The organism is Rhodocaloribacter sp. (genome assembly GCF_056451265.1).
Window position 1 is genome coordinate 1 of sequence record NZ_JBWOPL010000095.1, and the last position, 11,827, is coordinate 11,827.

The window sequence follows — 11,827 nt, forward strand, 5'->3', positions numbered from 1 at the left end:
GTGCGCGTGCGCGCCGCCGGCGAGGATACGCGCGTGGGCAAGCTCCTCGCCTGGGTCCGCGACGCCGCCACCCGGCGGGCGCCCGTCGTGCTCATGGCCGACCGCGTGGGCGGGTATTTCGTTCTCGGCGTACTCACGCTCGCGCTTCTGACGGCGGCGCTCTGGCTCTACCTCGATCCCGCCACGGCCCCCCTCCACGTCGCGGCGCTCCTCGTCATCACGTGCCCGTGCGCCCTCGGCATGGCCACCCCCCTCGCGATGGCCGTCGCCGCCGGAAAGGCCGCGCGCGCCGGCATCTTCATCAAGACTGACGAGGCCACCCAGCAGCTCACGTCCGTGGATTGCGTGGTGCTCGACAAGACGGGCACCGTCACCGAAGGCGCGTTGTCCCTCGTCGACTTCGCGGGCGAGGAGGCCGCGCTCGACCTCGCCTCGGCGCTCGAACGGCACAGCAACCACCCGCTCGCGGCGGCGCTCGTCCGGGCGCGCATCCGGCCCGGCTTCGACCTCGAAGCCATGACGACGACCGGCCTCGAAGCCCTCGCCGGAAAAGGGCTTCGCGGGACGGTGGACGGGCACGAGGTCGCCGTCGGGCGGCCCGACTGGATCGCGGCGCTGGCCTCACCGTGCCCCGCCGCCTGCATCCAGTCGCTTGCCGCGTACGCCGCGCGCGGCCTCACGCCCGTCGCCGTGGCCGTGGACGGGCGCATGGCGGCCACACTTGCCTTTGGCGACCGGATTCGCGATGATTCGAAAGTCATCCTTGACGGGCTCAAGGCTTCGGGGAAGACGGTGTACCTGCTCTCGGGCGACCATCCGGCGGTGGTGCGCGCCGTGGCGCACGCGCTCGGCATCGCGCCCGGGCACGCCCTCGGCGGCGTCGGACCGGAAGAGAAACGGGCCTTCATCGAACGGCTCCGGAGCGCCGACGGGCGCACCGTGGCGATGGTGGGCGACGGCGTCAACGACGCGGCGGCGCTTCAGGCGGCGGACGTGGGCATCGCCGTGCATGGCGGAAGCACCGCCAGCCTCGTGGCCGCCGACGTGTTCATGACCCGGAGCGGCTTGCGTCCCCTGGCCGACCTCTTCGCGGGCGCCCATCGGGTGATGCGCGTCATCCGGCGCAACCTGGGCCTCTCGCTCGCCTACAACCTCGCCGGGGCCGCCGCGGCGATGGCCGGCCTCGTGAGCCCGCTCGTGGCCGCCGTCGCCATGCCGATCAGCTCGCTCGTCGTCGTCGTCTCGTCGATGGCGCAACGCTCCTTCATCCCCCGACCCGACGACGAAACCAACGAAACCGCCGCTACCGAAAGCCTCCGCAAACACGCCGCCTGACCTGCCATGAACGTCCTTTACGTCCTCGTTCCCGTCGCCCTCCTGCTCGCTGCCGTCGGCGTCGCCGGGTTCCTCTGGGCCGCCCGAAGCGGGCAGTTCGACGACGTGGAGACGCCCGCGCTTCGCATGCTGATCGACGACGATCGCGACGCGCCGCCGCCACGCGAGACCAGGCCCACGAACGGACGCCCCACCCCTCCATGAACGACGTCCCCTTCCCTCCCAACCAACGACCGAAGACCATGTCGAAAACGACTACGACGCACGCTTCCCGAAAAACCTATCCGGCTCCCCAGCCGACCCTTCCCCTCGACGGTGAAGCCGTGGAAGGGCTGGCCGCCATCTTCACGTGGGAAGCCGTTCCCGGGGCAACCGCCTATCAGTTCCAGATCGCCCGCGACGCCGACTTCGAGGACGTATACATCGACACGGTCGTGGAGAACAGCACGGCGCTGACGATCTACAGCATGCTGCCTCAGGACGGCACGACGTTCTACTGGCGTGTGCGTGTGACGGGCGAGGACAATCCCTGGAGCAAACCTGTCCGTTTCTTCGCCGCGACCGCCACCGACGCCGTTCCCTCGCGCGTGGCTGCCGCCTCGTCGCCTTCCGCCGCGCGGTCGCGGGCCGCCGTCTCGTCGCCTTCCGCCGCGCGTCCGGCGGCCCTGCCTGCCGCCGCGAGCGAGCGCGACACCGCCCCGCCGCCTTACCTGTACGACGTCACACCGAAGAGCGAGATCGTGACCGCCTTCCTCGTCATGATCGTCACCATCCTCGTCCTCGCCTACGGCATCGCCGTCGCCCTCCCGTGACGGCGTTCACGGGCGCGGATGTTCCTGCGAAGGGGGAAGGGGCGCAGCCGCGGGCGCGGCCTCGGGCGTGGCGGGCACGACCTGTTCGTGCCCCTGATGGCCCTCACCCCCATGCCCCATCCCCGCATGGAAGAGCGACGTGCCGCGCGCGAGCGTGACGAGGCCGAGCACGATGACAAGGACGCCGCCGACCAGGTTCAGCCGGGCCCGCCAGACCGGACGCATGAGAAAGCCGGTGAGCGCAAGCCCATAGAGCGCCGGGACCGTCGCCAGCCCGAAGACGGCCATCGTCAGCGCGCCGCCGAGAACGCTCCCGGTCGCGGCGGCGGCGGCGAGTGCGGCATACACCAGCCCGCACGGAAGCAGCCCGTTCACGAGGCCGAGACCATAGGCGCTCTTCAGGGTTCGTTTTCGTAGAAAACCTGCCATGCGCGTCGTGAACGCCCGCCACGGCCCGACCCGCCGGAACCCCTCGAACCGCCGGAACACGCCGAGCACCCCGAGCCCGACGCCGATGAGAAAGAGGCCGAGCACGACGCTCAGCGCGCTTTGCGCCCCCGAGATCGCAGACGCGAGCGCGGCGCCGCCTCCCCCCGCGAAAGCGCCCAGGAGTGCGTACGTCGTCGTCTTGCCGAGGTGATAGAGCGTCTGACGCGCGTGCAGCCGTCGCCGCTCCCGCTCGTCGTGCGCCAGCGCCAGCGCGAAGCCCCCGCACATCCCCACGCAGTGCGCGCTCCCCACCAGGCCGATCATAAAAACGACGACGAGATCCGACATGTGTCCGGGTTTTCGTGAAAAGCGACGAGGTACGAATCGTCAACGCCGCCTTCCGCAGGATTCTCCCGCCTTCACTTTAATTTGGATTCCACGCGCCCCGGCTCCCGGAGGGATGCTTTGTGTTTGCGCGACGAGCGCAGTATATACGCGCATGCATCCTCCGCCCTGATCCTCCGCAACGCTTGCCGTCATGCTGAAGCTGCCCTACGATCCCGAAGAAGCCGTGCGCACCCTTGCCGACGCCGACCCCGTCATGGCCGGTCTGATCGACCGGGCGGGCCCGCTTCGGATGGGCTATCAGGCCGTGCGCACACCGTTCGAGGCGCTGACGCGGGCCATCATCTACCAGCAGCTTTCCGGCAAGGCCGCCGCCACGATCTACGGGCGCGTGGAAGCGCTCTTCCCCGACGGCGGCCTCCACGACCCCGCCCGCGTGCGCGACGCCCCCGACGACGTGCTCCGCGCCGCCGGAATGTCCCGCGCCAAAGTCGCCGCCGTCAAGGACCTCGCCGCCAAAACACTCGACGGCGTCGTTCCCGACCTCGATGCGTTCCACACGATGGACGACGACGAGATCGTCGCCCGCCTGGTCACCGTGCGCGGCATCGGCACGTGGACCGCCCAGATGTTCCTTTTCCGCCTCGGTCGCCCGGACGTGTTCCCGGTCACGGATCTCGGCGTGCGGCGGGGCTTCATGCTCGCCTACGAACGTCCGGCACTCCCCGCGCCCGTCGACCTTCTCGGCCACGGCGAGCGGTGGCGTCCGTTCCGGAGCGCGGCGAGCTGGTACCTCTGGCGCGCCGTCGACCTCCACCGGGCATCGCAGCCCCCATCCTGATCGCAGGCCTTCACGCCGCGTTCGGCGCGCGCGTGCGCTGCCCGTCGAGGACGCGCGCGGTCACCGCGAGGAGCGCCTCTTTCGTGAACGGCTTGCCGACGCACCCTTCGAAGCCCTCCTCGATCAGGTGGTCGCGGTCGCCGGGCAGGGCACAGGCCGTCGCCGCGAGGACCGGCGGGCGTGCGGGAAGAGCGCGTCAGATCAGCCCCATCCCCTTCGAGTGGAGCACCCACTTCACGGCTCGCATGAGCAGTTCACGTCCGCTTCGGATGCTCAGCTTTTCCTTGATCCGCTCGACGTGCGACTCCACCGTCTTCACGCTGAGCGAAAGCCCTTCGGCGATCTCCTGATACGTCAGCCCCTCACCGATCATCCGGAAGACCTGCATTTCCCGGTCGCTGAGGCGGTCGAGCGAAGAAGTGAACGAATCGCCCGAGGCATGCACCAGCCCCTGCAGCATCCGCGACGAGACCTGTTCGCTGACGAAGACCTCCCCTTTCATCACCTGCCGGATGGCGTCGAGCACCGTGCGGGGCGGTTCCTGCTTCATCACGTAGCCCATCGCGCCGACGCGGAGGACGCGTTCGGCATAATAGGCCTCGTCGAACATGGAGAGGACGAGCATCCGCATGCCCGGCCAGCGCGCCTTGATATCCATGATGAGGTCGAGCCCGCTCGAGCCCTTGAGCGAGAGGTCCACGATGACGACGTCGGGGCGGGTCCGCTCGATCCCCTCGAGGGCGCCCGGCACGTCTTCCGCCTCGCCGCAGACGCTCAGGTCCGGCTCACGGTCAATGAGCCGCCCGATGCCTTCGCGCACGACGGGGTGGTCGTCCACCAGAAAAACGCTCGCCTCTTTCATGAAACCAGCACCCTTGAGAAACGCTTGCCACGCCGGATGACCTCGCGGCGGGGAACTCATCCACCGGGGGGACGCACGTTGTGCCCGCACCAGTACGACACCACGGAGCGGATCATGCGCGAAAATGCGTCGAACGAGATCGGTTTGACGAGATAACTGTTTGCGCCGGACTTATAGCTGCGCAGCCGGTCATCCTCTTCTTCCGAGGAGGTCAGCATCACTACGGGCACGCGCTTGACCTCGGGCGCTTCTTTGATCTGTTGGAGCACCTCGAAGCCGTCGATGCCGGGCATCTTGAGATCCAGCAGGATCAGGTCGGGGACGGGGTGCTTCGTGCGGTCGGCGTATGCGCCTCGCCCGAAGACGTAATCGAGGGCGGACTGCCCGTCGGAAGCCACGGAAAACGTAAAGGCCAGCGGCGCGAGCCCGTCGCCTTTAGAGACGCTTTCCCGACCGATTTCGTGGAACGCATTGAGGGTCAGTTCCACATCCATGTCGTTATCTTCGACGAGGAGAATATGCGCCACGCGTGCGTGCCTGTTCGGTTTGATGATCGTTCCGCGCCTGTCTGTCGAACGAGCGGCGCATGATCCCGGTATTTGTGGGAAAATAGACCACCTGCGCGTCTTTATCCAACCCTTTTCCCGCAAACGCCAAAATCGCAGCCTGCGCGGACCGGTGCGTCAGTCGGGCGCATGGAGCAAAACGATGGTCGCGCCCCATCCGCTTCGATCCTCGGCCGCCGGTCGATACCCGCTCACTTCGGGCAACCCGTCGAGGATGTGATGCACGATGCGCCGGAGCGTCCCGGTCCCCTTGCCGTGGATGATGCGAACGCGGAGGATGCCCTTTTCCCGGCACGCCCGGAGGTATTCGGGCACGAGGCTTTTCACGTCGCGCGGCGCGAACACATGGAGGTCGAGCACGCCGTCAATCGGGTATTCCACCGGTTCCATCGCGCGTCTTTTTTCGGGTGAGACGTTTCTTTGCGGGTGAAACGGAGTCTTTTCGACGAACGCCGCCCCCTCGTCACTCCATCGGTTTTTCGAAGATCATGAAGTGTTGTTGTGGGAGGATCGTCTTCGTTTCGCGCCATATCAAGCCCACCGCCGCCATCTCGTCGCGCACCTGCGCTTCGGTCATCCGGTGCCGTTCGGGAACGGGGATGGTCGGGTCCTCCCCGCGATACTCGACGATCACCACGCGCCCGCCGGGCCGGAGGGCCGAGACGACGTTCCGCATCATCTCATAGGGATGGGAGAATTCGTGATAGGAGGCCACGATCAGCGCCACGTCCACGCTCCCTTCCGGCAGATTGGGGTTGTCTTCGGAGCCCAGCACCGGCGTGACGTTGCGCACCTTCCGTTCGGCCATGCGCGCCCGGATGGTGTCGAGCATGGCCGGGTCGATGTCCACGGCGTAGACCTTTCCGGAGGGGACGCGCGCGCTGATGCGGAAGGTCAGGTAGCCCGTGCCCGCCCCGATGTCGGCGACGACGTCGTCCGCCTTGAGTTCGAGCGCCTCCACGAGTCGCTCGGGCAGTTCCTCCACCTCGCGCTTGCGGCGTTCGAACCAGAGGTGTCCTTCGGGCAGGCTGCGCGCGATCTCCCGTCCCCGATACACGCGTCCGGACCCGTCCCGGCTGGTGTCGGGGCGCGTCTCATAGTGCGCTTCGTTCCCGGGCTGTTCGGAAGACGTGCATGCCGACGGAACGAGGAGCGCCGCGAGGAGCACGGCTATCAGCCGAATCCCATCTGTCGGAAACCTTAGGCGCATGGAGACGAGGGGTCGAGGTGGGTGGCGGGGATGAGGGGAGGCGCTCCAGAGGCGGCGACCGGACGAGAGGCGGCGGTGCGCATCCGGGTTCTCACCGAGGAGTGATGACCCCGCATACCGGCGAAAGATCCCGCGCAGCGCCTCGGCCCTCTACGGTTCGCCGAAGGCGCGCGACGCCTTTTCGCCTTTACTTCACAGGGGCATTTCCTTTTATTAACGCAGACCGCATATTATAGCGCTCCCTGCTCCCGCGAGGCGCGTCTCTTTTCGACGCGCCGTCCCACCCCGCCAACGCTCAGTTTCATTCATATGAAGCGTGTTCTTTTTGCCGCCTTCCTCACGCTGTGGATGCTGTCGATGCCTGCTCCGGCAGCGGCGCAGGACGCCTCTTTCGAGGATGCGGTCGTGGACGTGGGCAACATCGGGCTGACGGTCACGAACGCGGGGTTCATCGGACGGGCAAACACGCGCAACAACCCCACCGGGCCGCCGTCGATGGAGTACCCGCTCGACTCGGGCATCGAGCATCTCTTCGAGTCGGGGTTGTGGGTGGGCGCGATCCGCAGCGACGGGGTGGCCACCGTGCGCACGGGCGCGGTGACGGCGGCCGGAGGCTATCGGCCCGGCGCCACCGGCTACGAGTTCGCGCAGGCCGGCCCCATCATCGAGCGCTCGCGCCTGCCCGAGTCGGAGGTCTTCACCCGGAGCGCCGTCAGCCATCAGGACTATCTCGCCACGTTCGTCGATACGGCTGCGGTGCTGCCCGGCACGTCCATCCAGATGCCCGACCCGCAGGGCCGCCTCGGCATGGAGGTCCACCTCGAAAGCTTCGCGTGGAACTTCCCCTTCACCGAGTACTTCGTCATCCTCAACTGGAAGATCGTCAACATCAGCGATGCCGCGTGGGACAGCGTGTACGTGGGGATGTACCACGACCTGGTCGTGCGCAACATCAACACGACGAACGAGACCGGCGGCGCTTTTTTCAACAAAGGCGGCTACGGCTTCATCGACAGCCTGCAGACCTCCTATGCGTTCAATGCGGGCGGTTCGGAGGAGACGCTGAACACGTACGGCGCGATGACGTTTCTCGGGGCGGAGTGGCGCGACCCGCGCTCGGGACGGAAGCGCTTCTTCCACCCCGATCTCGCCGCCGCCTATGAGGCCGAGGGCTACGCCCCGCCCCGCGTCAATCCCCGGTGGTGGCTCTTCTCCGGCGGGCTCAACGAGTTTTCCCGTCCCTCGACCGACGACCTCCGGTATCGCCGGATGGCGTCGCCTTTTCCCAACCCCGACGCCTTCGAAAGCCCGGACGAATTCGAGGCCGCGCGTGTGGCGTGGTACGAGCGTCTGCGCACGGACGGGCTCAACGCCGCCGGCAACTGGATCGGCCTGACGCCCATCGGCCCCTTCCCGCGCGTCGAGCCGGGCGACACGCTCACGGTGACGTACGCCGTCGTGGCGGCGCTCAAGCCGGAGGAGTTTCAGGGGCAGGCCGGCAAGGCCGTCGACACGCCGGAGAGCCGGGCGCTCCTGGCCAACAACATCCTCTGGGCGCGGCGCACCTATTCGGGGGAAGACAATAATTTCAACGGTGAACTCGACCCCGGCGAAGACGTCAACGGCAACGGCGTGCTCGACCGCTACCTGATCCCCGAGCCGCCGGCGGCTCCCCGTCTCCGCGTCGCCTTCGAGGACACGGTGGACCCGAACACCGGACTGCAGGACACCCGCGTGGTGCTCTACTGGGACCGCACCGCCGAGCGCTCGCGCGACCCCGTCACCGGCACGTTCGACTTCGAGGGCTACCGCGTCTACCGGAGCAACCCCGGCGACGACCTCGAAGGCAACATCCTCGACCGCGCCACGCTCATCGCGCAGTACGACCGTCCCGGCAACCGCACCGGCTTCAACAACGGCTTCGACGAGATCGCCCTCTCCGAGCCCGTCACTTTCCCCGACGACCCGACCGAGTACTGGTATCGCTTCGAGGCCGACGACCTGCTCGGCGGCTGGCAATACCTCTTCACCGTCACCTCGTTCGACGAGGGCGACGTCGACGCCGGGCTGCCCTCGTTCGAGTCCTCGCGTACGGCCAACGCCACGCGTATCTTCCCCGGCACGCCGCCCGACCGCGAGGGCGCGCGCAAGGTGGGGGTGTATCCGAACCCGTACCGCGTCAATGCGGCCTGGGACGGCGGCACGAACCGCACGCGCCGGCTCAATTTTTACAACCTCCCGCCCCGCGCCGAAATCCGGGTCTATACGCTGGCGGGCGAGATCGTCAAGGAGATGCGTCACGAGAGTGAGACCTACCGGGGCGACATCCGCTGGTACGACAACTTCAGCGCCGAGAACCGGCAATTGCCCGGCGGCGAGCACTCGTGGGATATCCTCTCCGAGAACGGCCTCAACCTCTCGGCGGGACTATACCTGTTCACCGTAAAAGACCTCGACACGGGCGAGGTACAACGCGGCAAGTTCGTCATCATCAAATAGGCGCGCAGGCAACGTATGCGTACCGGGCAATGCGCAACGACCGTCGCATCGCCTGCTTTCCCTCCAACCAGACACGGGAGTTTCTCATGAAAAGACGGATTACTACCCTATTCGCCCTTCTCTTCATGCTCGGTTTCGCCGGACAGGCCGCCGCGCAGATGGAAGTGACGGTGCGTGAAATCAACGACATCCCGGACGAAAACGTCCAGACCCTGCTCGACGCCGGCGCCAACCTGCAGTCCGGTGACATCCCGGATCTCATCTTCAACGACCTCGTCGGCGAACAGGTGAAGATCACCGCCGTCATCATGACGGATCCCCTTACCTCGGGGCTGGCCAATACCACCGATGACCGCCCCGACCGCATCCACGTCTTCGTGCGCGACATCGCCGCAGCCACGGACGGCTTCGACGGCATGGGCATTCAACTCGTCGACGGCTCCTACGAAACCACCGGTCTCATCGACGTGACCGTCGGCGACGTCGTAGAGATCGTCGGCACCGTCAGCCCGTTCAACACGGCCATGCAGATCTCGCCGGAGACGGTTACGCTGCTGGGCACACTTTCGGACTTTGGGCTCGACGAGACCTTCATGGAACCGGTCGTCGTCACCACCGCCGACGTCAACATGAAGATCGACGATCAGGGCGGCGTGCAACCGAACTGGACCAACCTCGAGAACATCCGGGGGCAGTACGTCCGCGTCGAGAACGCGACCGTGCAGATCCGCGACATCAGCTCCGACCGGCCGAACTGGCTTGTCTCAACCGACGAAGGCGAGACGGTCATCAACTTCTATGACATCTCGCTCCGGTACCGCAACGACCGCGACGGTTATCCCGACGGCTGGAACAAGCGCACCTCGGACGACGGCGACTTCGTGCCGCCCGTGCCGGGATCGCTCATCAACCTTTCGGGCTTCATTAATTATCAGGGCGACGACCCCTTTGCGCGCGGCGTGCCGCCCGGCACCATCCTCAGCATCAACCCGTTCGAGGACAGCGACCTCGAAGTGCTCGAATCGCCCCCGCAGGTGACCTCCGTCTCCGAGCCGGACTTCATCCCCACCTCGGCCGACGCAGTGGAAGTGACGGCGGACGTCCTGCCCGACCCCCAGCGTACGATCACCAGTGCCGTGGTGAAATTCACGACTTCAGACGATGCCACGGAACGCACCGTGGATGGGACCACTTCGGACGGCGTCTCCTATACGTTCACCATTCCCCCCCAGGCCGACGGCGTCTTCGTGATCTATTACGTAGAGGCGACGGACAACACCGGGGCGGTCTCCGCTTCCGACACCGAGGACTACCGCGTGCTCGATGAGGGCATCAATGAGATCCGGGACATCCAGGAAACCTCAACCGGCGGGCCGGGAGACACGCCCTTCCGCGGCATCACCACGGACATGGACGTCACGGCCATCGTCCAGAGCCAACCGGACGTCTCGGGCTTCGTCTCCGTTCAGGACGACCCCAACCTCGGTCCCTGGTCCGGTATCCTGCTCAACTCCGACGGCCTGCCCGACCTCCAGCGCGGCGACGAGGTGCACATCACCCACGCCACGATCGACCGGACGGTGCTCTTCGGCTTCAACAACGAGTCGATCCTCTCGAACGTGACGCTCGACGTGGTCTCGACGGGTAATGATTTCTACGGATACAAAACCTTCGAGACGGGCGCGATGGCCGACGACAACATCGCCAAACAGCATGAGGGCATGCTCGTGCGGTTCGACGACGTCACGATCACTGATGCCGATGCCGGTTTCGGCGAGTGGCTCTTTGCCACGGTCAACGACGACGGCACCCTTCAGGATGACGCCCGCGCCGATGACGCCTCGCCTCTCGTCGATGGCGGCGGCGGGTTCCTCGGCGGGGAGGAGATCGAGTTCATCCAGGGCGTCTGGGTCTACGCCTTCAACAATTTCCGCCTGTGGCCCGAAGATCCGGCGACCGACTTCGGCGCGGTGATCAACGTGGCGACGGAAGACGAGGCACTGCCGGGCCGATATGCCTTGCACCAGAACTTCCCGAACCCGTTCAATCCGGCGACGACGATCCGGTACGACCTGGCGCGGACGGGCCGCGTGACGCTGGAGGTGTTCGACCTGCTGGGTCGCCGCATCACCACGCTCGTCGACGGTGAGCAGTCCCTGGGCACGCACGCCGTCTCGTTCGACGCGCGCGATCTCGCCAGCGGCGTGTACCTTTACCGCCTTACCGCCGGCAAGCAGGTCATCACGAAGACGATGTTGCTGTTGAAGTAAAGATGGGGGGGTGTATGGGTGTGTGGGTGTCGGTGCAAGATGAAGGCTGGTGCACAACCATGATTCGGCCTTTCAGAGAACTGCGGGTCTATCAGCGCGCGCAGGAGGCCTCTTGGCGCACCTTTGAAGTCTCAAAGGTGTGGCCTTCTGCGGAGCAGTACGCGCTTACGGATCAGATCCGCCGCTCTTCACGCTCCGCCTGTGCCAACAAGGCGGAAGCGTGGCGCAAGCGGCGGTACCCGGGTCATTTCGTCAGCAAGCTGACCGACGCGGATGCCGAAGCTGCCGAAACACAGAATTGGCTGGATATGACCTTCCGTTGCGGCTACCTGTCTGAAGACCGATACCGGGAACTAGACGCCGTATACGACGACGTCACGAAAGGCCTTGTCGGAAGGATGAAGCACCGAGACGCCCGGTGCGGCCCTGCCGTCCTGCGGGAAGATTTCAAAGTCTGCGAAGCTTCTCCGGACATCAACCCGCACTGACGCGCCCCACACCCATACACCCATACACCCTCACCCCCATACACCCATCCAAACCCAGCGTGCTCGCCCGTCTCAACATACCGTTCACCCTCGCCCTCGTCGCGGCACTCCTGGCCGGGTGCGACACCGGCTTTAGCGGAACGCCGTTCGAGAACGAGCCTCCGGACACC

Annotated in this window: 12 protein-coding genes; 7 read left to right on the forward strand and 5 right to left on the reverse strand. The window is 66.3% G+C overall.

Translation table 11 applies throughout. The features are described 5' to 3' along the window. The 3 genes from AC1HIY_RS15260 to AC1HIY_RS15270 form a co-directional block, all read left to right on the forward strand. The coding region (locus AC1HIY_RS15260) for a heavy metal translocating P-type ATPase (protein ID WP_479577662.1) at window positions 1-1,335 on the forward strand (1,335 nt) is incomplete at its 5' end. Window positions 1,336-1,341: 6 nt separating this feature from the next. Then, window positions 1,342-1,539 (forward strand): cbb3-type cytochrome oxidase assembly protein CcoS, encoded by a 198-nt coding sequence (gene ccoS / locus AC1HIY_RS15265; protein ID WP_479577663.1) that lies wholly within the window; start codon window positions 1,342-1,344, stop codon window positions 1,537-1,539. Between the two features lie 38 nt (window positions 1,540-1,577). Further along, entirely contained in the window at window positions 1,578-2,147 is a 570-nt protein-coding gene (locus AC1HIY_RS15270; protein WP_479577664.1) for a hypothetical protein, read from the forward strand. A gap of 6 nt (window positions 2,148-2,153) precedes the next feature. Here the strand turns inward: AC1HIY_RS15270 and AC1HIY_RS15275 are convergent, their stop codons facing one another. Continuing rightward, window positions 2,154-2,924: a sulfite exporter TauE/SafE family protein gene (locus AC1HIY_RS15275; RefSeq protein WP_479577665.1), complete on the reverse strand. Its 771-nt coding sequence runs from the start codon at window positions 2,922-2,924 to the stop codon at window positions 2,154-2,156. A gap of 190 nt (window positions 2,925-3,114) precedes the next feature. Between AC1HIY_RS15275 and AC1HIY_RS15280 the strand changes: the two genes are divergently transcribed. Next, complete coding sequence (locus AC1HIY_RS15280) at window positions 3,115-3,762, forward strand: DNA-3-methyladenine glycosylase family protein (RefSeq protein WP_479577666.1); 648 nt, start codon at window positions 3,115-3,117, stop codon at window positions 3,760-3,762. A gap of 196 nt (window positions 3,763-3,958) precedes the next feature. Here AC1HIY_RS15280 and AC1HIY_RS15285 read toward each other — a convergent pair whose 3' ends face one another. The 4 genes from AC1HIY_RS15285 to AC1HIY_RS15300 all read right to left on the reverse strand — a co-directional run bounded on the left by AC1HIY_RS15285 (window position 3,959) and on the right by AC1HIY_RS15300 (window position 6,400). Further along, window positions 3,959-4,624 carry a response regulator gene (locus tag AC1HIY_RS15285; RefSeq protein ID WP_479577667.1) on the reverse strand — a complete coding sequence of 222 codons (666 nt, stop codon included), beginning with the start codon at window positions 4,622-4,624 and terminating at the stop codon, window positions 3,959-3,961. A gap of 56 nt (window positions 4,625-4,680) precedes the next feature. Continuing rightward, window positions 4,681-5,151, reverse strand: a complete 471-nt coding sequence (locus AC1HIY_RS15290) for a response regulator (protein WP_479577668.1) — start codon at window positions 5,149-5,151, stop codon at window positions 4,681-4,683. A gap of 156 nt (window positions 5,152-5,307) precedes the next feature. Next, on the reverse strand, window positions 5,308-5,580 hold the full coding sequence (locus AC1HIY_RS15295; RefSeq protein ID WP_479577669.1) for a Smr/MutS family protein: 273 nt from the start codon (window positions 5,578-5,580) through the stop codon (window positions 5,308-5,310). A 73-nt stretch (window positions 5,581-5,653) separates the two neighbouring features. Beyond that, window positions 5,654-6,400 carry a class I SAM-dependent methyltransferase gene (locus AC1HIY_RS15300; protein WP_479577670.1) on the reverse strand — a complete coding sequence of 249 codons (747 nt, stop codon included), beginning with the start codon at window positions 6,398-6,400 and terminating at the stop codon, window positions 5,654-5,656. Between the two features lie 309 nt (window positions 6,401-6,709). Between AC1HIY_RS15300 and AC1HIY_RS15305 the strand changes: the two genes are divergently transcribed. From AC1HIY_RS15305 to AC1HIY_RS15315, 3 genes are all read left to right on the forward strand, one after another. Beyond that, complete coding sequence (locus tag AC1HIY_RS15305; RefSeq protein ID WP_479577671.1) at window positions 6,710-8,899, forward strand: hypothetical protein; 2,190 nt, start codon at window positions 6,710-6,712, stop codon at window positions 8,897-8,899. A 125-nt stretch (window positions 8,900-9,024) separates the two neighbouring features. After that, the gene (locus tag AC1HIY_RS15310) at window positions 9,025-11,169 is read left to right on the forward strand and encodes a T9SS type A sorting domain-containing protein (RefSeq protein WP_479577672.1); all 2,145 of its coding nucleotides are present in this window, start codon (window positions 9,025-9,027) and stop codon (window positions 11,167-11,169) included. Window positions 11,170-11,228: 59 nt separating this feature from the next. Then, window positions 11,229-11,657 carry a four helix bundle protein gene (locus tag AC1HIY_RS15315; protein ID WP_479577673.1) on the forward strand — a complete coding sequence of 143 codons (429 nt, stop codon included), beginning with the start codon at window positions 11,229-11,231 and terminating at the stop codon, window positions 11,655-11,657. The last annotated feature ends 170 nt before the right edge of the window (window positions 11,658-11,827 follow it).

Coding starts and splice junctions, on each gene's coding strand:
- AC1HIY_RS15270 (WP_479577664.1), top strand. CDS start 1,578: ATGTCGAAAACGACTACGACGCACGCTTCCCGAAAAACCTATCCGGCT.
- AC1HIY_RS15310 (WP_479577672.1), top strand. CDS start 9,025: ATGCTCGGTTTCGCCGGACAGGCCGCCGCGCAGATGGAAGTGACGGTG.
- AC1HIY_RS15315 (WP_479577673.1), top strand. CDS start 11,229: ATGATTCGGCCTTTCAGAGAACTGCGGGTCTATCAGCGCGCGCAGGAG.
- AC1HIY_RS15275 (WP_479577665.1), bottom strand. CDS start 2,924: ATGTCGGATCTCGTCGTCGTTTTTATGATCGGCCTGGTGGGGAGCGCG.
- AC1HIY_RS15305 (WP_479577671.1), top strand. CDS start 6,710: ATGAAGCGTGTTCTTTTTGCCGCCTTCCTCACGCTGTGGATGCTGTCG.
- AC1HIY_RS15285 (WP_479577667.1), bottom strand. CDS start 4,624: ATGAAAGAGGCGAGCGTTTTTCTGGTGGACGACCACCCCGTCGTGCGC.
- AC1HIY_RS15280 (WP_479577666.1), top strand. CDS start 3,115: ATGCTGAAGCTGCCCTACGATCCCGAAGAAGCCGTGCGCACCCTTGCC.
- ccoS (WP_479577663.1), top strand. CDS start 1,342: ATGAACGTCCTTTACGTCCTCGTTCCCGTCGCCCTCCTGCTCGCTGCC.
- AC1HIY_RS15300 (WP_479577670.1), bottom strand. CDS start 6,400: ATGCGCCTAAGGTTTCCGACAGATGGGATTCGGCTGATAGCCGTGCTC.
- AC1HIY_RS15295 (WP_479577669.1), bottom strand. CDS start 5,580: ATGGAACCGGTGGAATACCCGATTGACGGCGTGCTCGACCTCCATGTG.